This is a genomic window from Nocardioides zeicaulis, from assembly GCF_042432345.1.
Classification (GTDB): domain Bacteria; phylum Actinomycetota; class Actinomycetes; order Propionibacteriales; family Nocardioidaceae; genus Nocardioides; species Nocardioides zeicaulis.
The window spans coordinates 636,666-657,242 of record NZ_JBHLXH010000001.1 but is presented as its reverse complement, the minus strand read 5'-3'; the positions used below and the strand labels follow the sequence as shown (position 1 = coordinate 657,242).

The window sequence follows — 20,577 nt, the reverse complement described above, 5'->3', positions numbered from 1 at the left end:
GAGACGCCGCGCGGGCAGACCACGCGTCCGACCAGCGACCGCGTGCGCGAGGCGCTGTTCTCCGCGATCGAGTCGCGCACCGGCTCGCTCGACGGCCTGCGCTTCCTCGACCTCTACGCCGGCTCCGGCGCGGTCGGCCTCGAGGCGTGGTCGCGCGGTGCCGGCGTGGTCACCCTGGTGGAGCAGGACCGCCGCACCGCCGCCCTGATCAGCCGCAACGCCGCGACCCTCGGCTTCGCCCGCGCCGATGTGGTCGCCGCCTCGGTGGCGACCGTCCTGCAGTCCACGCCCGCGGCCCCCTACGACGTCGTCTTCTCCGACCCGCCCTACCCGGTGCCCGACGCCGACGTGGCGGCCGACCTGGCCGCGCTGGTCGCGCACGGGTGGCTGGTGCCCGGCGCGCTGGTGGTGGTCGAGCGGGCCGCCAAGCGCAGCGAGGTCGTCTGGCCCCGCGGCGTCGAGGGCGAGCGCACGAAGCGTTACGGCGAGACGGCCCTTTGGTACGGTCACGCCACGGGTGAGGACGCGGACCCGCCCGCTCCCTGACCACCCCGACCGGGCCGGGTCCGAGCACCCGCGCCGAAGGAAGGAAGCCGTGCGTCGCGCTGTCTGCCCCGGGTCGTTCGACCCGGTGACCCATGGCCACCTCGACGTCGTCGCCCGCGCGGCGAGGCTCTTCGACGAGGTCGTCGTCGCCGTCGGCGTCAACATGAGCAAGAACCGGCTCTTCACCCCCGAGGAGCGCATCGCCATGCTCGAGGAGACGACCGCGGACCTGCCCCACGTCCGCGTGGCCGGCTTCGAGGGCCTGATCGTGGACTTCTGCGCCGAGGTCGACGCGGTGGCGATCGTCAAGGGCCTGCGCGGCGCCGGCGACTACGAGTACGAGCTGCCGATGGCCCAGATGAACTCCCACCTCACCTCGGTCGAGACCGTGTTCCTGCCCGGGGCGGTCGGCAACGCGTTCGTCTCCTCGAGCCTGGTCAAGGAGGTGGCCGCCCTCGGCGGCGACGTGCGCGGGCTCGTGCCCGAGCCGGTCCGCGAGCGGCTGCTGACCCGGTTGGCGGAGCGTCGTGGCTGAGCCGGGCGGCGCGCGGAGGGCACTCGTTTTGCCCCTCCGGCGACGGGCCGGATACGATTCGGAGGTTGTGTTGGTGTCCAGATGTGGGAGTTCGTCGTGAGCAGCCTGGACCCGAGGGCGCCGCTCGTGCTTGACACTCGCGAGCTCGGCCGCCGCCCGGGGTCCCAGCGTTCGCTCGAGCTCTCCGTCGAGGCGCCAGCACAGCTTGGTATCGAAGTCCTCTCTGTCCCCGAAGGATCGCCGGTCGAGCTCGACCTGCGGCTGGAGGCGGTCATGGAGGGCGTGCTGCTCACGGGCACGGCCACGGCCGCGCTCGAGGGGGAGTGCGTACGCTGCCTGGAGCCGATCGAGGACGAGGTCCACGTGACGCTGCAGGAGCTCTACGTCTACCCCGACCAGCACGACCGGGCCGCGGAGCACGACGACCACGACCTGGACGACGAGACCAGCCGGCTCGGGGAGGACGACCTGATCGACCTCGAGCCGCTGCTGCGGGACGCGGTGGTGCTCGCACTGCCCTTCCAGCCGCTCTGCATGGACGATTGCCCCGGGTTGTGCACCGAGTGCGGTGCGCGACTCGCGGACGACCCGGACCACGCGCACGACGCACCGATCGACCCCCGCTGGGCAGGGCTGCAGCAGATCACGCAGGACCCCCAGGACTGACCACCTCACCGGGCCACCCGGTGGACGCAAGCAACAGGAGACAACCATGGCTGTTCCGAAGCGGAAGATGTCGCGCAGCAACACGCGCCACCGCCGTTCGCAGTGGAAGGCCGTCGCGCCGACCCTCGTGACCTGCGCCAACCCCGCCTGCGGCTCCAAGCACCTCCCGCACCGTGCGTGCGGCGCGTGCGGCCAGTACGGCGCCAAGGCCGACCGTCGCCAGGTCCTCTGACCACCGACGAGCTCCGCGCAGCGCTCGGTGATCCGGTCCTGGATCCCGAGCTGCTGCGGCGTGCGCTGACGCACCGCTCGTACGCGTACGAGAACGGCCAGATCCCGACCAACGAGCGCCTGGAGTTCCTCGGGGACTCCGTGCTCGGGGTCGTGGTCACCGAGACGCTCTACCTCACCCACCCCGACTTCTCCGAGGGACGCCTGGCCAAGCTGCGCGCGGCCGTGGTCAACGCGCGCGCGCTGGCCGGCGTCGCCCGGGAGATCGGGCTGGGCCAGCACATCATGCTGGGCCGCGGCGAGGAGACGACCGGCGGTCGCGACAAGGCCTCGATCCTCTCCGACACCGTCGAGGCGGTGATCGGGGCCATCCACCTCAGCGGCGGCATGGAGGAGGCGGCCAAGGTCGTCCACCGCCTCTTCGACCCCGTCATGGAGGCCGCCGCGTCCATGGGCGCCGGCCTCGACTGGAAGACCTCCCTCCAGGAGCTCTCCGCCGACCTCGGTCTCGGAGTCCCGGAGTACCTCATCGAGGACGACGGGCCCGACCACATGAAGACGTTCGTGGCGCGCGTGCGCGTCGGCGAGATGGTGCTCGGCAACGGCAAGGGCCGCTCCAAGAAGGAGGCCGAGCAGGGCGCCGCCGAGACGGCCTACCGCGAGATCAGGGCCGCGCAGGCCGCTCCCGCCGCCGGTGCCGCCGCAGCCGCGGACGCCGCCGGTCCTGCCGGCGCCTGACCCGTGCCCGAGCTGCCCGAGGTCGAGGTCGTCCGCTCCGGCCTCGAGCGCCACGTCGTGGGCGCCACGATCGCGTCGGTCGAGGTGCTCCACCCCCGTCCGGTCCGGCGCGACCCGCACGGTCCCGAGGGCTTCGCCACCGCGCTGACCGGTCAGCGCATCGAGGCGGTGCGCCGCCGCGGCAAGTACTTCTGGCTGGCGCTGGCCGGCGGCGACGCCCTGCTGGGCCACCTCGGCATGAGCGGGCAGATGCTGCTGCACGAGCCCGGCGCCCCCGACGAGCGCCACCTGCGCGTGCGCTTCGGCCTCGCGCTGCCCCCGGCCACCGTCGACGGGACCCCGCTGCCCGGCGGGCGGCTGGAGATGCGCTTCGTCGACCAGCGGATGTTCGGCGGGCTGGCCGTCTCCGCCGGGGGAGCCGGGCTCCCCGCCGAGATCGCCCACATCGCCCGCGACCCGATCGACCCCGCGTTCGACGACGACGACTTCGTGCGGCGCGCGCGACGCCGTACGTCCGCGATCAAGCGGCTGCTGCTCGACCAGGGCCTGGTCTCCGGCGTCGGCAACATCTACGCCGACGAGTCGCTGTGGCGCGCCCGGTTGCACGGCGAGCGGCCCGGCGACCGGCTCACCGGGCCGCAGCTGCGCGAGCTGCTCGGCCACGTCCGCGACGTGATGGGGCAGGCGCTGGCGCAGGGCGGCACCTCGTTCGACGCGCTCTACGTCAACGTCAACGGCGAGTCCGGCTACTTCGACCGCTCGCTCGACGCCTACGGCCGTGAGGGCGAGCCCTGCCGCCGCTGCGGCACCCCGATCCGCCGGGTCGCGTTCATGAACCGCTCGTCGTTCTTCTGCCCCACCTGCCAGCGCCCGCCGCGCGGCCGCGCGCGACGCGCCGGGAGCGTTTGACCCCCTGCCGTCACGGTGCGACTCTTGGAGACGGCCCTCGCGGCCCGACCCCACCCGGAATCCTGCGAAAGGCTCTCCATGGCCAAGGCGCTGCTGGGCCATCTCGACCACGACGCGCGGACCAGCGCGGTCCTCGCTGCTGACAACCGCCGGCTGCGTCGGCGCGTCGCCGACCTCGAGTCCGTCGTCCTGCGGCTGCAGGCCGAGAACGACCGCCTCGCTGCCGCCGCGCGCGAGGAGCAGCTGCCGGTGGAGGACCTCCAGCCGGCCTGACGCCGATCGCAATTCGGGTGCACCGCGCGCCGTGCACGCCTAGGCTCCCGTCCTCGTGAGCACCCTCGTCGAGACCGTCTTCCCCCGACGACTCGGCGCCGGCTTCCGCTGGCTGGTCGCCAGCTCCTGGACCAGCAACCTGGGCGACGGCCTGATGATGGCGGCCGGTCCGCTGCTCGTCGCCTCGCAGACGCGCGACCCGGTGCTGGTGGCCGCCGCCGTGATGGCCTCCCAGCTCCCGTGGCTGCTGTTCGGCCTCGTCGCGGGGGCGATCGCCGACCGGCTGGACCGGCGCGTGGTGATCATGACGATGAACGCCGTGCGGGCGGTCCTGCTCGTCGGCCTGGTCGTGGTCGTGTGGACGGGGCACGTCAACATCTGGCTGGTGCTCGTCGCGCTCTTCGCGATGGGCACCGCCGAGGTCTTCGCCGACACGACGTCCTCGACGCTCGTGCCCATGCTGGTGGACAAGCGCGACCTGGGCATCGCCAACGCCCGGATCATGGCCGGCCTGATCACCGCCAACCAGCTGGCGGGGCCGGCGCTCGGCGCGGTGCTCTTCGCCGTCGGCAGCGCCGTCCCCTTCACGCTCCAGGCCGCCTGCGTGGCGCTCGGCGTCGCGCTCGTCTCGCGCATCGGCACCCCGCCGGGCGCGGTGCGCCCCGACGTCGACTCCCACATCCGCCAGGACATCGCCGAGGGGATGCGGTGGCTGGTGGGCAACCGCCCGGTCCGCACGCTCGCGCTGGTGATCGTGACGTTCAACGTGACCTTCGCGGCGCCCATGTCGGTGCTGGTGCTGTGGGCGCAGGAGCGCGTCGGCGTCGACGCTGCCGGCTACGGCCTGCTGGCCACCGCGAGCGCGGTCGGCGGCATCGTCGCGACCGTCTCCTACGGCCGGCTCGAGCGACGGGTGCCGCTCGCCACCCTGATGCGGGTCGCGCTGCTGTGCGAGGTGGTGTTCCACCTGGCGATGGCGTTCACGACGTCGTTCCCCGTCGCCCTGGGCCTGATGGTGTTCTTCGGTGCGTACGCCTTCGTCTGGGGGACGCTGAGCAACGCGGTGCGCCAGCGGGCGGTGCCGACCGAGCTGCAGGGACGGGTGTCGTCGGTCTACATGATCTGCGTGATGGGCGGGATGCTCCTCGGCTCCCTGCTCGGCGGCATGATCGCCCGGCAGTGGGGTCTGACCGCGCCGTGGTGGTTCGCCTTCGCCGGGGCGGGGATCACCCTGGTCCTCGTCTGGCGCGAGCTCGGGCACATCGCCCACGCGGACGAGGCGGCCGAGCCCACCGCCTGAGGCCGCTCGGGCCCGCCACGCCGCCGGTGTCGCGTGCCACGATGGGGCGATGGACGCCCTCGCCGAGCTCGTGGAGGCCCTGCCCGCGGGGGTCGTGGTCACCGACCCGGTCCGCACCGAGAAGTACCGCTGGGACCGCTCGCAGGACCCCGGCGCCGGGACGCCGGTCGCGGTGGTGCGCGCCGAGGACGCGGGCCAGGTGCAGACGGCGGTGCGCTGGGCGGCCCGGCACGGCGTCCCGGTGGTGCCCCGCGGCGCCGGCACCGGGCTGTCCGGGGGCGCGAGCGCCGTCGACGGGGGCATCGTGCTCAGCCTCGAGCGGATGCGGGCCGTGGAGGTGGACCCCTTCAGCCAGGTCGCCGTCGTCGAGCCCGGTGCGCTCAACGCGGAGGTCAAGGCCGCGGCCGCGGAGCACGGGCTGTGGTACCCGCCCGACCCGTCCTCCTACGAGATCTGCTCCATCGGCGGCAACGTCGCCACCAACGCCGGCGGCCTGTGCTGCGTGAAGTACGGCGTCACCACCGACTACGTCCTCGGGCTCGACGTGGTCCTCGCCGACGGGACGCTCGTCACCCTCGGCGGCACCCGGATCAAGGACGTCGCAGGGCTCTCGCTCCTCAAGCTGTTCGTCGGCAGCGAGGGCACGCTCGGCGTCGTCACCCGCGCGGTCATGCGGCTCGTGCCGGCCCAGGTCGTGGGAGCCACGCTGGTGGCGGCGTTCCCCACCATGACGGCGGCGGCCGAGGCCGTCGTGGCGATCCGGCGCACGCTGCGCCCGTCGATGCTCGAGCTGATGGACCGGCCGTCGATCCGCGCGGTCGAGCAGCACCGGTCGATGGGGCTCGACACGACGGCCGGGGCGCTGCTCGTCGCGCAGAGCGACGCCCCCGGCAGCGCCTGCACCGCCGAGGTCGCGTCGATGCAGGCCGCGTGCGAGGCGGCCGGCGCGAGCGACGTCCTCGTCACCGACGACCTGGAGGAGGGCGAGCTCTTCGTCCGCGCCCGGCGGATGGTGATCCCGGCCGTGGAGGAGCTCGGCGAGCTGATGCTCGAGGACGTCGGCGTCCCGGTCCCGCGGCTGCCCGAGCTCGTGGCCGCCGTCGCGGACATCTCGGCCCGCCACGACCTGCTCATCCCCGTGGTGGCCCACGCGGGCGACGGGAACACCCACCCGCTAGTGGTCGTGCCGCGCGGCGACGACGCGGCGAGGGTCCGGGCGCTGGAGGCGTTCGAGGAGATCATGCGGGTCGCGATCTCCCTCGACGGCACCATCACCGGGGAGCACGGCGTGGGCCGCACGAAGAAGGCGGCCCTGCCCGAGCAGCTCGGCGAGGACGTGATGGCGCTGACCCGGCGGGTCAAGGACGCCCTCGACCCGGCCGGGATCCTCAACCCGGGCGCGGTGCTCTGAGCGGCTACGGTCGGAGCATGATCCGCGAGCGCCACCTCTTCGGTCCCGGTCCGTCGAACCCCTACCCCGAGGCGACGCGCGCGCTCGCCTCGCCGCTGCTGGGCCACCTCGACCCCGAGTTCCTGCGGATCATGGACGAGACCTGCGACCGGCTGCGCACCGTCTGGGGCACCGACAACGCCCGGACGCTGCCGCTCAGCGCCACCGGCTCGGCCGGGATGGAGGCGGCGTTCGTCAACACCGTCCACCCCGGCGACGTCGTGGTGGTCGCGGTCAACGGGCTGTTCGGCCAGAGGATGACCGACGTCGCCGCCCGCTGCGGCGCCGAGGTGGTCGCGGTGGAGCACGAGTGGGGCCAGCCGGTCGACGTCGACCGCGTCCTGTCCGCGCACCCCGCGCCCGCGATCATCGCGGCCGTGCACGCCGAGACCTCCACCGGCGTGCGCTCCGACATCGCCGCGCTGGGCGCCGGCAAGGGCGACGCGCTGCTGGTGACCGACGCGGTGACCTCGATCGGCGGCATCGAGCTCCGCGCCGACGCGTGGGGCGTCGACGTGGGCTACGCCGGCACCCAGAAGTGCCTCGGTGTCGCGCCCGGCCTGGCGCCGTTCACCATCAACGACCGTGCCTTCGACCGGCGGGTGGAGAAGCCGCGCTCGTGGTACCTCGACCTCGGCATGCTCGGCGGCTACGTCGGCGAGGCCGGCGTCCGCGGCGGTCAGCGGACCTACCACCACACCGCGCCGACCGCCATGGTCGCCAGCCTCCACGCGGGCCTGGGCCGGGTCCTGGAGGAGGGCCTCGAGGCGGTCTGGGCGCGCCACCAGGCGGCGGGCGACGCCCTGCAGGCGGGGCTGGAGGAGATGGGGCTGGAGCTCTTCGCGGCCGAGGGCCACCGACTGCCCGAGCTGACCACGGTCCGCGTGCCCGAGGGCATCGCCTCCGCCGCGGTGCGCGCCGCGCTGCTCGAGCGGCACGGCATCGAGATCGGTGCCGGGGCCGGGGCGTACGCGGCGAGCGTGTGGCGCATCGGACTGATGGGCCCCAACGCACGACCCGACGCGGTCCTGCTGGTCCTCGCGGCGCTGCGAGACGTGCTCGGTCGCTGAGACGCACTGGTCTGGACCTACCAAAAAGTGGCGATAGCCGCCCGGGCGCGCCGCCGGAGCGGTCGCGACCGGCGACGGTGCTCCCATGACCCCTCGTACGCGCCCCCTCGCGAGCAACCCCGGGCTCGGTGCCGGCGCGCTGCTGACCTCCCTGGCCACCGTCCTCGCGACCACCGCCGCCGTGCTGACCGTGGCGCCCGCAGGTGCGTCCGTGACGATCACCGCACCGACCGACGCACGGGCGGGCGTGGTGCAGCTGACCGGCTCCGTCGGCGCCGAGCCCGGCCAGACCACCTCGGTGCTCTACGTCCTCGACGCCACGCCGTCCACCGGGCAGGTCACCGGCCTGGACTGCTCCGGGTCGGGCACGGCCGGGGGCCCGGAGGACGACCTCAACGCTGACGACTCCGCCGGCGACGTCCTCGACTGCGAGGTCGCCGGCGTGCAGGCGCTCAACCGCAGCCTGGTCGCGACCGCCGGGGTCCAGGCAGGTGTGGTGGCCTTCTCCCGGCAGGCGGCCGCCGCCGACCTCGACCCGTCGGGCTCGGCGACCTTCGTCGCACCGGGCTACACCGGCGGCGACGCGGTGCCGCGGCTCGACACCGTCGTGAGCAGCGTGCGGCGCAACAGGATCGGGCTCTACGACGCCAAGGACCTCGGGGGCAGCGGCTCCGGCACGGCCTTCACCAGCGCGATCTCCGTCGCCCTCGACACGCTCGCCGCCGCGCCGGCCGGCCCGAAGTGGATCATGTTCCTCTCCGACGGCCAGTCCGGGATCGACGACGCGGTGCTCTCGCGGCTCGGCTCCTCCGGGGTGCGGCTGCGCAGCTTCGGCATCGGCACGGAGGCCAGCTGCCGGCCGGTCGGCAGCCTCTACAAGATGGCCGTGGCCACGGGGGAGACGTGCTCGGTCGTGCCCCGGCCCGCCGACCTCGCCACCGAGCTCGCCGGTTCGCAGCCCGACGCCGTCGACGGCGTCAGCGTGAGCATCGGCTCCTCCGCCGTCGCCGCGACCGTGGACGCCGTCGGGGGCTGGCGCGCGGCCTTCACCCTCGGCGCCGGCACCTACACCGCCACCGCCCGCGCCACCCTGGCCTCCGGCCGGGTGCAGACCACGCAGCGCACCTTCTCGGTCGCGCCCGGCGCCGACGTGCCGGACGGCTCGGTCAGTGCAGGCCCCGGGACGCTCCACGCCACCGCCGTCCAGGTCGCGCGTCCGTCCCCCACGCGGGCGGTCCTTCCGGCGAAGGTCACCGGTCGGGTCGGACGACCCGTCGACGGTCTGACCCCCACGCGCGCGCTCACCGGCGCCAGGGTGGTGCTCGAGGCCCGCACGGCGGCCGGCACCACGTGGACCGCCGTGGCCGCCGGCACCGCCGACCGAGCAGGGCGCTTCGCGCTCCGGTGGAAGCCGCGCAGCCGCTGGCAGTCGCTGCGGGTGGTGCTCGAGCCGCCGGCCGGCTTCGGCGCCAGCACCGGCGCCGTCGGGCAGCCCGCGATCTCCGCCTGCAAGGTCAGCGGCAAGGGCAGCTGGACCGTCACCTGCCGCACGACCGCGCGCCGGGGCAGCGCCGTACGCCTCCTCGACGGCCGGACCGTCGTCGACCGGGCCCACGTACGACGCGGCACCCTCCGCCTCCACGGCACCGGACCGGTGAAGGGCACCCGCATCGAGGTGGTCCGCGGCGCGCGGAAGGTCCGGCTGACCCTCTGACGCCGACCGGGGGCCGTAGCCTGGCGTCCATGTCAGCGCTGCGGCTCCGGTCGATGACCCCGTCCGAGTACGCCGTGTTCCGCGAGCGCTCGGAGCAGGAGTACGCCGCCGAGATCGCGACCGCCAGGCGGCTCGACGAGCAGTCGGCGGCGGAGCAGTCGGCCCGGGAGCTCGACGAGCTGCTCCCCGACGGCCTCGGCAGCCCGCGGATGCACCTGTGGACCGCGGAGGTCGACGACGAGCCCGTCGGGCTGGCGTGGGTCGAGCTGCGGGAGCGCCCGAACGGCACGTCGGCGTGGGTCTTCGACGTACGGGTCGAGGAGTCGCGCCGCGGCGAGGGCCTCGGCCGGGCGCTCATGGAGGCGCTGCACGAGGCCGGGCTGGGCGCGAGCAGCGTCGGGCTCAACGTCTTCGGGCACAGCACCGCCGCGCGACGGCTCTACGAGTCCCTGGGCTACGAGGTGACCGCCCAGCAGATGACGCGCGGGCTGTGACGACGCCCGCTCCGCCTGCGGTGGCGTCCGTCCGCCCACGGGTAGGGTGAGCCGCGCTGAGCTTCCCCAGTACCCCGTGGCCCGTCGACCGAGGGCCCTGACCCGTCCCGGTAGGAGCCCGCGTTGTACCTGAAGAGCCTGACCCTCAAGGGGTTCAAGTCCTTCGCGTCCTCGACGACGATGCAGCTCGAGCCGGGCATCACCTGCATCGTCGGGCCCAACGGGTCGGGCAAGTCCAACGTCGTCGACGCGCTCGCGTGGGTGATGGGGGAGCAGGGGGCCAAGAGCCTGCGCGGCGGCAAGATGGAGGACGTCATCTTCGCCGGCACCTCCGGCCGCCCGCCGCTCGGCCGGGCCGAGGTGCAGCTGACGATCGACAACTCCGACGGCGCGCTGCCCATCGACTACGCCGAGGTCACCATCAGCCGCACGATGTTCCGCAACGGCGGCTCGGAGTACGCGATCAACGGGAGCAGCTGCCGGCTGCTCGACGTGCAGGAGCTGCTCAGCGACTCCGGCATCGGCCGCGAGATGCACGTCATCGTCGGGCAGGGCCAGCTCGACTCGATCCTCCACGCCACGCCCGAGGACCGACGCGGCTTCATCGAGGAGGCCGCCGGCGTCCTCAAGCACCGCAGGCGCAAGGAGAAGGCGCTCCGCAAGCTCGACGCCACCGACGGCAACCTCACCCGGCTGGCCGACCTGCTCTCGGAGATCCGCCGCCAGCTCAAGCCTCTGGGACGGCAGGCCGAGGTGGCCCGCCGGGCACAGACGGTGCAGGCCGACGTGCGCGACGCCCGGGCGCGACTGCTCGCCGACGACCTCGTCACTGCCCGCACCGCGCTCGAGACCGAGCTCGCCGACGAGACGCTGCTGGTGCAGCGCCGCGAGGAGGTCGAGGCGCAGATCGCCACCGGGCGCGAGCACGAGGCGCGACTCGAGGCCGCCCTGCGCGAGGACCTGCCGCGCCTGGCCGCGGCGCAGGAGACGTGGTTCGCGCTGTCGGGCCTGAAGGAGCGCCTGCGCGGCACCGCCTCCCTCGCCGACGAGCGGATCCGCAACGCCGCGGGCGCGGGTGACGCCGAGGGCCTCGACACCGGGCGCGACCCCGACGACCTCGAGGCACAGGCCGAGCGCGTGCGCCAGCAGGAGGCCGAGATCGCGGCCCAGGTCGAGGAGCACCGCCGCGCGCTCGAGGCCGCCGTCGCGGCCAAGCGGGCCGCCGAGGAGGCCGCCGCCGAGGAGGACAAGCGCATCGCCGCCCTCCAGCGCGCCGCTGCCGACCGTCGCGAGGGGCTGGCCCGCCTCACCGGGCAGGTCAACGCCCTCACCTCCCGCGCCGAGGCCGCCGACGCCGAGATCGCCCGGCTCACCGACGCCCGCGAGGAGGCCGTCGCGCGCGCCGACCGCGCGCAGCGCGACTTCACCGCCCTCGAGACCAGGGTGGCCGGCCTCGACGCGGGCGAGGAGGGCCTCGACTCCGAGCACGAGGAGGCGGTCGCCGCGCTCGACGAGGTCGAGGAGCAGCTCGCGGCCGCGCGCGAGGCCGCGCAGCAGGCCGACCGCGACCGCGCCGGGCACCTGGCCCGCCGCGACGCGCTCGAGCTCGGCCTCAACCGCAAGGACGGCGCCGGTGCGCTGCTCGCCGCCGGCGACGCTGTCGACGGGCTGCGCGGCTCGGTCGCTGCGCTGCTCGACGTCGACCACGGCTGGGAGACCGCGGTCGCGGCCGCGCTCGGCTCGGCCGCCGACGCCGTCGTGGTCACCGGCACCGACGCCGCGCTCGCGGCCATCGGCCACCTCAAGGACGACGACCTCGGCCGGGCCGGGCTGGTCCTCGGGTCGGCCCCTGCCACCGACCGCGACTGGCCGTCGCTGCCCGAGGGGGCACGCTGGGCCGTCGACGTCGTGTCCGCGCCCGACGACGTGCGCCCCGCGCTCGCCCGGCTGCTCCACCAGGTCGCGGTGGTCGACGACCTCGCCACCGCGCGCGGCCTCGTCACCGAGCTGCCCGGCGTGGTGGCTGTGACCCGCGAGGGCGACCTGCTCGGTGCCCACTTCGCGGCGGGCGGCTCGACGAGCCAGCCCACCCTCATCGAGATCCAGGCGGCGGTCGACGAGGCGGGGGAGCGGCTCGCCGAGGCCACCGCCGCCACCGAGCGCCTGGGCTTCGAGATCTCCCGGCTCGAGGCGGCCCGCCACGACGCCCTCAAGCGCGTCGACGTCGCCCTCGCCCGGCTCCACGAGTCCGACGCGACCCTGGCCGCGGTCGCCGAGGAGCTGGGTCAGCACGGCTCGCAGGCGCGCGCGGCGCGCGGCGAGGCGGAGCGCCTCGAGCGCTCGATCCGCACCGCCACCGAGGCGCGCGAGGCCGACCTGGCCGGCCTCGCCGAGCTCCAGGAGCGGCTCGCGGCCGCCCAGGACGTCACCGACGAGGAGCCCGACACCGCCGAGCGGGAGCGCCTCGCCGAGGCGGCCCGCGAGTCGCGGCAGGCCGAGATGGACGCCCGGCTCGCGCTGCGCACGGCGGAGGAGCGGGCCCGGGCGATCCACGGCCGCGCCGACTCGCTGCTGCGGGCCGCCCGGGCCGAGCGCGAGTCGCGGGCCCGCGCGGCCGAGCGGCGCGAGCGGCTGCTGCGCGAGGGTCGTGCCGCCCGGGCCGTGGCGGCGGGCGTGCGCCAGGTCCTGCACCACCTCGAGCGATCGGTGATGCTCGCCGCCGACGAGCGCGCCGAGGTCGAGGAGTCGCGCCGGGGCAGGGAGCAGGAGCTGATGACCGTGCGCACCACCCTGCGCGACCTGGGCCGCGAGCACGACGAGCTGGTCAGCTCGGTGCACCGCGACGAGATGGCCCGCACCCAGCAGCGGATGCGCATCGAGCAGCTCGAGGGGCGGGCGCTCGACGAGCTCGGCCTCGAGCCTGACGGCCTGGTGGCCGACTACGGCCCTGACCAGCCGGTGCCCTTCAGCGGCGAGGTGGCCGACGGGGAGGAGCCGCCCGCGCCCACCCCCTACGTCCGCGACGAGCAGGTCAAGCGGCTGCGCGCCGCCGAGCGGGCGCTGTCGATGCTCGGCCGGGTCAACCCGCTCGCCCTCGAGGAGTTCTCCGCGATGGAGGAGCGCCACAAGTTCCTCACCGAGCAGCTCGAGGACCTCAAGCGCACCCGCAAGGACCTCCTCGACATCGTGCGCGAGGTCGACACCCGCGTCGAGCAGGTCTTCACCGAGGCCTACGCCGACGTGGAGAAGGCCTTCGACCACACCTTCGCCCGGCTCTTCCCCGGCGGCGAGGGCCGCCTGGTCCTCACCGACCCCGCCAACATGCTCACCACCGGCGTCGAGGTGGAGGCCCGCCCGCCCGGCAAGAAGGTCAAGCGGCTCTCGCTGCTCTCCGGCGGCGAGCGGTCGCTGGTGGCCGTGGCGTTCCTGGTCGCGCTGTTCAAGGCCCGGCCCTCGCCGTTCTACATCCTCGACGAGGTCGAGGCCGCCCTCGACGACACCAACCTCGGCCGGCTGCTCCAGATCTACGAGGAGCTCCGCGAGAACTCCCAGCTGCTCGTCATCACCCACCAGAAGCGCACGATGGAGGTCGGCGACGCCCTCTACGGCGTGACGATGCGCGGCGACGGCGTCTCCGCGGTGATCAGCCAGCGGCTGCGCGACGCGGAGCCGGCATGACGAGCACCTCGACCTCCTCCTCGGGCCGGCCGCCGCGGCCGACCCGCGCCGACTACGTCGCGTGGCGCACCGCGACGACGCGGTGGCGCGACGACGACGCCTACGGCCACCTCAACAACGCCACCTACTACGAGCTCTTCGACACGGCCGTCAACGCCCACCTCTACGAGGCCACGGGCGTCGACGTGCGGGCGCTGCCGCAGATCGGCGTGGTGGCGGAGACCGGCTGCCGCTACTTCCGCGAGATCGGCTTCCCCGAGCCGATCGAGATGGGGCTCGTCGTCGACCGCATCGGCACCAGCTCGGTCGTCTACCGCGTCGGCCTGTTCCAGGGCCCGTCCGACGAGGCGGCCGCGGAGGGTCGCTTCGTGCATGTCTACGTCGACAACGCCCGCGGCGCGGGCGACCGGCCGGTGACCCCGGTCCCCGACGTCGTCCGTGCCGCGGTGGAGCCGTTGCTGCGCGAGCAGTGACGGGTCCCACAGCGACGCGCCCGGGTCGGCGACCGACGCCGCCGGGCGACCCCGCGTGTGTGAGGCTGAGCAAAGCCCAGCCGGACCACCTCGGAGGAACCCCGTGCTCGCGATCGTCCTGATGATGGCCCTCGGCCTGCTCGTGGCCGGCGCCGTCGCCGTCTACGTCGCCTACCCCCACCGCGGCGAGCAGCTGCCCGTCGCCCCGCAGCTCGGCGACGCCATGCGCCGCGGCGTCGACGCCCTCCCGGTCCTGGAGGACTCCGAGTCCCGCGTGTGAGACGGCTGCCCGACGGCGCGCCGTCGCGGTCGCGGCCCGTCACGGGCTACCGTGCCGAACGTGTCGCACGTCACGTCAGCGGTCCGCAGGTCCTACTGCGCCGCGTGCGGCGCCAAGGTCACCCGGCAGTTCCGCCCCGGGCCCGACGGACGCCCCGACGCGGTGTGCCCGCGCTGCGGGAGCCTGGAGCGCCACCGGTTCCTGTCGTTGCTGCTCGGGATGCTCGCCCCTGACCTGCGTGACCTCGACACGATCGTGGAGATCGCGCCGTCGCGGCAGACCACCCCGCTGCTCGACCGCCTCGGTGCGCGGCGGCGGCTGAGCCTCGACCTCGGCTGCGACAACCGCCAGGTCGACGCGCTGGCGAGCCTGTGCGCGCTGCCGCTGCGCGACGCCTCGGTCGACCTGCTGGTCTGCTACCACGTGCTGGAGCACGTGCCCGACGACGGAGCGGCGATGCGTGAGATCGCCCGCGTGCTGAGCCCGCACGGCACGGCGCTGCTCGAGGTGCCGATCCGGCTCGGGGTGAGCACCGAGGAGGACCCCGGCGCCCCGCCGGAGGAGCGGCTGCGCCGGTTCGGCCAGGACGACCACGTGCGGTGGTACGGCGACGACTTCGACGACCGGCTCTCCGACGCCGGGCTGTCGTCGCTGCGGGTCACCCCGCCCGCCCTGGTCGGCGAGGCCGCGGTGCGGTGGTTCGGCCTCATGCCGCACGAGGTGGTGTGGATCGCCCACCACGGCAAGGGGGTGGCGCCGGCGATGCTCGCGGGCGGACCGGCCACCGGCCTGAGCAACGCCTTCGACGCGATTCTGGCCGACCTCGAGCAGACGCGCGACCAGCGCGACCGTGCCCGGGCCCGGGCCGACCGGCTGGCCGCGCAGCGCGACGCGCTGCGCGCCCGGCTGGCCCGGGCCGCGCCGGCGGCGCGCGCCGGGCACGACGGCGACGGGCTGCTCACCCGGCTTCGTCACCTCGCGCGCCTCTGATTGGATTGCCCCATGGGTGACTGGATCTACCTGATCGTCTCGATCGCCGTCGTCGGCGTCCTCACGCTCGCCGGGCTGCTGGTCTCGGGCAGGCGCAAGGGGCAGCTGCCCCCGTCGGGAGGCACCGACGTCATCGCGCCCCCGCCCCCCACCGAGGGTGAGGCCGCGGTCGAGGCGCCGCCGGAGCCGGCCGTCGTCACCGAGGAGCCCGCGGCCCCGGTCCTGGAGAAGCCCGAGGGCACGGCGTCGCGCCTCGTGCGCCTGCGCCAGCGGCTGGCCCGCTCGCAGGGTGGCCTCGGCCAGGGACTGCTGTCGCTGCTGAGCCGCGACCGGCTCGACGAGGACACGTGGGAGGAGATCGAGGACCTCCTGCTCACCGCCGACATCGGCGTCGCGCCGACCCAGGCGCTGGTGGAGAAGCTGCGCACGCGCCTGCGGGTCGAGGGCGACCGCTCGAGCGACGTGCGGTCCGTGCTGCGCGAGGAGCTCATCGAGCTCGTCGGCACCGACATGGACCGCCGGGTCCAGGTCACCGGCACCGACGGCAAGCCCGGCGTGGTGCTCGTCGTCGGCGTCAACGGCGCCGGCAAGACCACGACCGTCGGCAAGATCGCCCGCATCCTCGTCGCCGAGGACCTCACCGTCACCCTCGGCGCAGCCGACACCTTCCGGGCGGCGGCGGTCGACCAGCTCGCCACCTGGGGCGAGCGCGTCGGCGTCGAGGTCGTGCGCGGCCCGGAGGGCGGCGACCCCGCCAGCGTGGCCTTCGACGCGGTCAAGCGCGGCACCGACGACGGTGTCGACACCGTCCTGGTCGACACCGCCGGCCGCCTGCAGAACAAGGCCGGCCTGATGGACGAGCTCGGCAAGGTCAAGCGCGTCATCGAGAAGCAGGCGCCGGTCACCGAGGTGCTCCTGGTCCTCGACGCGACCACCGGCCAGAACGGCCTGATCCAGGCCCGCGTCTTCAGCGAGATCGTCGACGTCACCGGCATCGTGCTCACCAAGCTCGACGGCTCCGCCAAGGGCGGCATCGTCGTGCAGGTCCAGCGCGAGCTCGGCGTACCGGTCAAGCTCGTCGGCCTCGGCGAGGGCGCCGACGACATGGCCCCCTTCGACGCCGCCGCCTTCGTCGACGCCCTCCTCGGCTGACCGCTTGCCGGCGACTTCCCCGGACATCCGGGGAAGTTGCCGCTTCGAGGTGGAAACGTCGCGTACGAAGCGGCAGCTCCGACCTCGAGGTCGCCCAGCCGAGCCGCCGACCTGTGGCGTACGCCGCGGTGCCGCGCGCGTGCGGACGCGTCAGGTCAGCGGCGGGCGAGGATGGCGCGCACGGCGTCGTCGACGAGCGTCTCGGCCCGGCGGTCGAAGCTGTGGTCGGCGATGATGCCGCGGGCGATCTCGCGGCGGGTGGCGTCGTCGGGGAACGCGGCGTACGGCGGAGCGGCGAGGCGGGCGAGATCGCGCTCGTCGTCGAACGGCAGCACGAGGCCGGAGAAGATCTCCTGCAGGCCGTCGATGCGGTCGCTCAGGATCCGCGCCCCGCAGGCCGCGGCGTCGAAGAGCCGGTTGGAGGCGAAGCTGTCGCGGCGCATGTCGAGGTGGTGGTCGTTGAGCACGATGCCGGCGGAGGCGTAGAGCGCCCCCACCTCCTCGTTGGCGACGCCGCCGGAGGCGATCCGGTCGCGGTCGACGAACTCGGTCCAGTCGTTGCCGTGGAGGGTGAGGTCGGCGCCGATGGCCAGGGCGCTGCGCACCGCGTAGCGGTAGACGCCGCGTGAGTTGCCGACGAAGAGCAGCGCGGGCCCGGTGTCGGGCTCGGCGCGGTCGGGGTGGAACCAGCGGGTGTCGGTGCACTGCAGGAGCGGTGTCACCGCGGTGCCCCACTCGCGGCTGACCCGCTCGGACCAGCTGGTGCTGGCGGCGTAGACCAGGTCGAAGGCGGCGACCTCGTCGGGCGCGATCATGTCGGGGTGGCTGATGATCCACTCGACGTTGAGCAGCCCGGGGCGCGGGGTCACGCGGTCCAGGCCGCGCAGCACGAGCAGCACGTCGTCGAGGTCGCGCGAGTCGCGGTCGCGGGCGTCGCGCCGGTCGATGGCGACGTGCTGGCCGCGCCGCTCCAGGGCGTCGGCGAGCGAACGGGCGAAGTAGGTGTCGCCCCAGCGGTCGCCGCGGGAGGCGGCGGGCGCGGCGATGTCGACGGCCCACCGCAGCCGCGGCGGTGACTCCTGCACGCCGAGGAGCGAGCGCACGACGGGCTCGGGCACGAGCACGGACGGGGCCGTGCGGTCCTCCGGGTCGGCGGTGACGCGGTGCTGGCGCTCGTCGGTGATCTCCAGCCCGGCGTCGCGCAGCAGGTCGCGGGTGGTGTCGGCGGGCGGGCGCAGGCCGCTGCGTCGGAGGGAGGCGGTGGCGCCGATGAGCTCGGCGGGCTCGGCGTACGGCGTGCGCGAGGTGATCACGGCGTCCGGGACGACGACCGTGTCGCCGAGGCCGGCCGCGCGGGCGCGCAGGCCGAGGTCGGTCTCGGCCAGCACGGAGTGGAAGCGCGCTGACAGCCCGCGCAGCGTGACGGCCGTCGACGTGCGCAGGGCCACGACCGGGGAGGCCGGGGCCGCGACCCGTCGGGCGCCGGCACGGACCGCGTCGCTGCTCGGCAGCCCGGCGAGGAGCAGACCGGGGTGCGGGTTGTCGGCGGTGAAGCGTGCGCCGGCGCTGAGCACCACCCCGTCGAGGTCGACGACGAGCGGCTGGACGAGCGCGACCCCGGGCTCGTCGAGCACCTGGCGCAGCCGGTCGGCGATCGGCTGCCGCGGGGGCATCGCCTCGGGCCGGATGAGGAGCACCGTGCTGCCGGAGGCGTGGGCGATGCCGACGTTGGTCGCGGTCGAGGTCGACACGGGCGCGGGGACGGAGACGAACCGGGCGCCCGAGGTGACGGCGGCGATGGAGGCGGCCAGCACGTGGTGCGCCCGGCGCAGGCGGACGCCCACCAGCACCAGCTCGGCACCCTCGCGGGGCATCGCGCCCAGCCACTCGACGGTGCGCCGCGGCTCGGGCCCGACCGGCAGGACGTGGCTGACGAGGTCGTCGGACGTGGGGCGGGCCGCCGCGGCCGCCCAGTCGACGAGCTGTCGCTCCAGGGCGGCGGAGTCCCAGTCGTCGCCGTGCCCGGCCGGAGCGCCCTCGGGGCGCCTGAGGACGGGTACGTCGACGGGGAGGGGCTCGTGGTCGCCGGTCAGCCGCAGCACGAGGTCGCGCTCGACCGAGGCGTCGAGGGTCTCGTCGAAGCCGCCGACGTCCTTGATCGCGTCGCGGCGCAGCAGCGCGGTGGCGAGGTCGACCGGACGTCCGGCGAGGAGCTCGCGGCGGCTGCGGGCGACCGCCCCGGCACCGGCGAGCACCACGGCGGCACCCGAGTCGTGGGCGTGGGCGAGGAGGTCGGCGAGCATCCCCGGCAGCCACTCCCGGCCCACGGGCAGGAACGCGACGTGCTCGGAGGTGCTGTGCTCGAGGGCGACGTTGAGGGCGCGGGCCTGCCCGCAGCGGGTCTCGCGCACGAGCGTGATCCGCTCGTCGAAGGCGGCCACGCCCTCCAGGACCGCGGCGGTGTCGTCGAGCGAGCCGCGGTCGACCGCGACGAGCTGCCAGTCGGCGAACGACTGCGCCTGCAGCGAGGCGATGGTGGCGCGCACGGCGGGGCCGGAGTCCTGCGCCGACATCACGACCGTCACGGCCGGTGACGCGCCGAGGGAGGCGGGCAGCGCCGGGGCCGGGCCGACCAGCTCGGGCCGCTCGACCACGACCTCCTCGCGCCAGGCGGCGGCGGCCTCGATCGCGGCGGCCCGGTAGCTGCCCCAGGAGACCTTGCGCGACAGCACCCGCGTGGGCAGCGGCGTGCCGGGCGTGGCCACCGAGAGCCAGTGGGCGAGGGCGCCGTAGGGGTGCAGCCGTGCCTCGGGCATCGAGGCGAAGACGATCCGGGGGTCGACCAGCGGGTGGGGGCTGATCCGGTTGCGTCGGCGGCGCTCGGAGACGTACCAGACGGCGGGGTGCTGCCCGGCGCGCTGCCACGACCGGCGCCGGCCGATCCAGTGCGCCTCGAAGAGCGGGTGCGGGGAGACGTCGCCGGCCTCGACGGCCGCCCGGGCGGCGTCGTGGACCGACCCGAACGGACGCCCGAGCTGGGCGGAGACGAAGTCGGTGTCGACCAGGCCCGCCTCGACGAGGACCTCCACGGGGTCGTCGAACCTCACCGGGGCCGGCCGCCGGCGCTCACCGCGCATCGGCGTACCTCACCCGCGGGAAGAGCGGCTCGAGCGCCAGGGGCGTCGGCAGCAGCCGCTCGGTGTCGCGGACGGGGTAGTACGGCGCGGTGTCGGCCAGGAACTGGCGCACGCCCGCGAAGCGCTGGGGGAAGCGCTGCTCGCAGAGCTCGAGGAGCCGCTCGGCGTCGAGGTTGTAGGGGTCGTAGCGCAGGGTGTCGATCTTGACGTAGGGCAGGCGGGCGTCGTCGAGCACCCGGTCGGCCAGGCTGCGCGCGGGGTTCCACGGCTCGTTGGCGCGCTCGCGCCACTCGCGCACCTCCGCGCGCGAGCGCGGGAAGGACGAGCGGTGGGCCGCCCACCACCGCATCCGCTCGCGGGCGATGCGCCGGTCCTCGGGCGTCTCGACGAAGTAGGTGTCGGAGACGAACCCGGCCTCGTAGAGACGCCGCGACATGCCGATCTCGTAGCGCCGGATCACCTGGCGCCGCTTGGAGATCGGCTCCATCTCCTCCCAGAAGGTCGTGAACGCGCGCGAGCCGACCACCCAGGGCCGGAAGGCGACGAAGAACGACTGGATGTGCGGCGCGAGGCGCTCGGCGGCGGTCAGCCCCCAGAAGTCGCACGGGCGGGTCGCCATCGCGTCGAAGACCGGGGCGTAGGAGTCGAGCGCGAAGACGTAGGTGTCGTTGCACACCACCACCTCGTCGTAGGACGACAGGTCGCCGGCGGCGTCGAGGCCGACCTTGTAGCTGAAGAAGTCGTAGCCGTAGTTGGCGCGCTCCACCAGCTGCGCCCGCTCGGAGAGCCAGGCGCGCGCGGAGTCCTGCAGGGAGGCCGTCGTGCAGACCAGCAGCCGGTCGACCGACGCGGCCAGCGCCTCGACCTGGCCGCGCACGTGGGGCCGCAGCTCCCCGGCGACGTCGTAGTGCGCCATCACGGCCAGTCTGGACACGGCCGAA

General features: G+C 74.7%; 19 protein-coding genes. 17 read left to right on the top strand and 2 right to left on the bottom strand.

All coding sequences use genetic code 11. From position 1 onward, the window contains the following. The 17 genes from rsmD to ftsY all read left to right on the top strand — a co-directional run. On the top strand, positions 1-546 hold a 546-nt coding region (gene rsmD / locus ACFFJG_RS03250; RefSeq protein ID WP_378517173.1), incomplete at its 5' end, for a 16S rRNA (guanine(966)-N(2))-methyltransferase RsmD. Positions 547-595: 49 nt separating this feature from the next. Further along, positions 596-1,081: a pantetheine-phosphate adenylyltransferase gene (coaD, locus tag ACFFJG_RS03245; protein ID WP_378517172.1), complete on the top strand. Its 486-nt coding sequence runs from the start codon at positions 596-598 to the stop codon at positions 1,079-1,081. Between the two features lie 81 nt (positions 1,082-1,162). After that, positions 1,163-1,747 (top strand): YceD family protein, encoded by a 585-nt coding sequence (locus ACFFJG_RS03240; protein ID WP_378517171.1) that lies wholly within the window; start codon positions 1,163-1,165, stop codon positions 1,745-1,747. A gap of 46 nt (positions 1,748-1,793) precedes the next feature. After that, the gene (rpmF, locus tag ACFFJG_RS03235) at positions 1,794-1,979 is read left to right on the top strand and encodes a 50S ribosomal protein L32 (RefSeq protein ID WP_378517170.1); all 186 of its coding nucleotides are present in this window, start codon (positions 1,794-1,796) and stop codon (positions 1,977-1,979) included. Further along, positions 1,934-2,716 carry a ribonuclease III gene (rnc, locus tag ACFFJG_RS03230; protein WP_446686214.1) on the top strand — a complete coding sequence of 261 codons (783 nt, stop codon included), beginning with the start codon at positions 1,934-1,936 and terminating at the stop codon, positions 2,714-2,716. Before rpmF ends, rnc begins: the two co-directional genes overlap by 46 nt. A gap of 3 nt (positions 2,717-2,719) precedes the next feature. Next, positions 2,720-3,625, top strand: coding sequence for a bifunctional DNA-formamidopyrimidine glycosylase/DNA-(apurinic or apyrimidinic site) lyase (mutM, locus tag ACFFJG_RS03225; protein WP_378517169.1), 906 nt, complete (start codon positions 2,720-2,722; stop codon positions 3,623-3,625). A gap of 78 nt (positions 3,626-3,703) precedes the next feature. Beyond that, positions 3,704-3,898 (top strand): hypothetical protein, encoded by a 195-nt coding sequence (locus ACFFJG_RS03220; RefSeq protein ID WP_378517168.1) that lies wholly within the window; start codon positions 3,704-3,706, stop codon positions 3,896-3,898. 55 nt (positions 3,899-3,953) lie between these two features. After that, positions 3,954-5,198 carry an MFS transporter gene (locus ACFFJG_RS03215; RefSeq protein ID WP_378517167.1) on the top strand — a complete coding sequence of 415 codons (1,245 nt, stop codon included), beginning with the start codon at positions 3,954-3,956 and terminating at the stop codon, positions 5,196-5,198. Between the two features lie 49 nt (positions 5,199-5,247). Next, on the top strand, positions 5,248-6,609 hold the full coding sequence (locus ACFFJG_RS03210; RefSeq protein WP_378517166.1) for an FAD-binding oxidoreductase: 1,362 nt from the start codon (positions 5,248-5,250) through the stop codon (positions 6,607-6,609). Positions 6,610-6,626: 17 nt separating this feature from the next. Continuing rightward, the gene (locus tag ACFFJG_RS03205; protein ID WP_378517165.1) at positions 6,627-7,718 is read left to right on the top strand and encodes a pyridoxal-phosphate-dependent aminotransferase family protein; all 1,092 of its coding nucleotides are present in this window, start codon (positions 6,627-6,629) and stop codon (positions 7,716-7,718) included. Positions 7,719-7,803: 85 nt separating this feature from the next. Then, positions 7,804-9,432: a hypothetical protein gene (locus ACFFJG_RS03200; RefSeq protein WP_378517164.1), complete on the top strand. Its 1,629-nt coding sequence runs from the start codon at positions 7,804-7,806 to the stop codon at positions 9,430-9,432. Between the two features lie 29 nt (positions 9,433-9,461). Then, positions 9,462-9,926: a GNAT family N-acetyltransferase gene (locus tag ACFFJG_RS03195; RefSeq protein WP_378517163.1), complete on the top strand. Its 465-nt coding sequence runs from the start codon at positions 9,462-9,464 to the stop codon at positions 9,924-9,926. A 123-nt stretch (positions 9,927-10,049) separates the two neighbouring features. Beyond that, positions 10,050-13,604: a chromosome segregation protein SMC gene (gene smc, locus ACFFJG_RS03190; RefSeq protein WP_378517162.1), complete on the top strand. Its 3,555-nt coding sequence runs from the start codon at positions 10,050-10,052 to the stop codon at positions 13,602-13,604. Continuing rightward, entirely contained in the window at positions 13,601-14,077 is a 477-nt protein-coding gene (locus ACFFJG_RS03185; RefSeq protein ID WP_378517161.1) for an acyl-CoA thioesterase, read from the top strand. Before smc ends, ACFFJG_RS03185 begins: the two co-directional genes overlap by 4 nt. A 103-nt stretch (positions 14,078-14,180) precedes the next feature. After that, positions 14,181-14,357: a hypothetical protein gene (locus ACFFJG_RS03180; RefSeq protein ID WP_378517160.1), complete on the top strand. Its 177-nt coding sequence runs from the start codon at positions 14,181-14,183 to the stop codon at positions 14,355-14,357. Positions 14,358-14,417: 60 nt separating this feature from the next. Further along, on the top strand, positions 14,418-15,347 hold the full coding sequence (locus ACFFJG_RS03175; protein WP_378517159.1) for a methyltransferase domain-containing protein: 930 nt from the start codon (positions 14,418-14,420) through the stop codon (positions 15,345-15,347). A gap of 12 nt (positions 15,348-15,359) precedes the next feature. After that, positions 15,360-16,499 carry a signal recognition particle-docking protein FtsY gene (ftsY, locus tag ACFFJG_RS03170; RefSeq protein WP_378517158.1) on the top strand — a complete coding sequence of 380 codons (1,140 nt, stop codon included), beginning with the start codon at positions 15,360-15,362 and terminating at the stop codon, positions 16,497-16,499. 155 nt (positions 16,500-16,654) lie between these two features. Here the strand turns inward: ftsY and ACFFJG_RS03165 are convergent, their stop codons facing one another. After that, entirely contained in the window at positions 16,655-19,636 is a 2,982-nt protein-coding gene (locus ACFFJG_RS03165; RefSeq protein WP_378517157.1) for a glycosyltransferase family protein, read from the bottom strand. Further along, positions 19,626-20,570 carry a rhamnan synthesis F family protein gene (locus ACFFJG_RS03160; RefSeq protein ID WP_378517156.1) on the bottom strand — a complete coding sequence of 315 codons (945 nt, stop codon included), beginning with the start codon at positions 20,568-20,570 and terminating at the stop codon, positions 19,626-19,628. The genes ACFFJG_RS03165 and ACFFJG_RS03160 overlap by 11 nt, the downstream gene beginning before the upstream one ends. Positions 20,571-20,577: the final 7 nt, after the last annotated feature.

What these genes read in the sequence shown, in the direction of transcription:
- ACFFJG_RS03240 (WP_378517171.1), top strand. Translation starts at nt 1,163, where the DNA reads ATGTGGGAGTTCGTCGTGAGCAGCCTGGACCCGAGGGCGCCGCTCGTG.
- rpmF (WP_378517170.1), top strand. Translation starts at nt 1,794, where the DNA reads ATGGCTGTTCCGAAGCGGAAGATGTCGCGCAGCAACACGCGCCACCGC.
- ACFFJG_RS03220 (WP_378517168.1), top strand. Translation starts at nt 3,704, where the DNA reads ATGGCCAAGGCGCTGCTGGGCCATCTCGACCACGACGCGCGGACCAGC.
- ACFFJG_RS03210 (WP_378517166.1), top strand. Translation starts at nt 5,248, where the DNA reads ATGGACGCCCTCGCCGAGCTCGTGGAGGCCCTGCCCGCGGGGGTCGTG.
- ACFFJG_RS03205 (WP_378517165.1), top strand. Translation starts at nt 6,627, where the DNA reads ATGATCCGCGAGCGCCACCTCTTCGGTCCCGGTCCGTCGAACCCCTAC.
- ACFFJG_RS03200 (WP_378517164.1), top strand. Translation starts at nt 7,804, where the DNA reads ATGACCCCTCGTACGCGCCCCCTCGCGAGCAACCCCGGGCTCGGTGCC.
- ACFFJG_RS03195 (WP_378517163.1), top strand. Translation starts at nt 9,462, where the DNA reads ATGTCAGCGCTGCGGCTCCGGTCGATGACCCCGTCCGAGTACGCCGTG.
- ACFFJG_RS03185 (WP_378517161.1), top strand. Translation starts at nt 13,601, where the DNA reads ATGACGAGCACCTCGACCTCCTCCTCGGGCCGGCCGCCGCGGCCGACC.
- ftsY (WP_378517158.1), top strand. Translation starts at nt 15,360, where the DNA reads ATGGGTGACTGGATCTACCTGATCGTCTCGATCGCCGTCGTCGGCGTC.
- ACFFJG_RS03165 (WP_378517157.1), bottom strand. Translation starts at nt 19,636, where the DNA reads ATGCGCGGTGAGCGCCGGCGGCCGGCCCCGGTGAGGTTCGACGACCCC.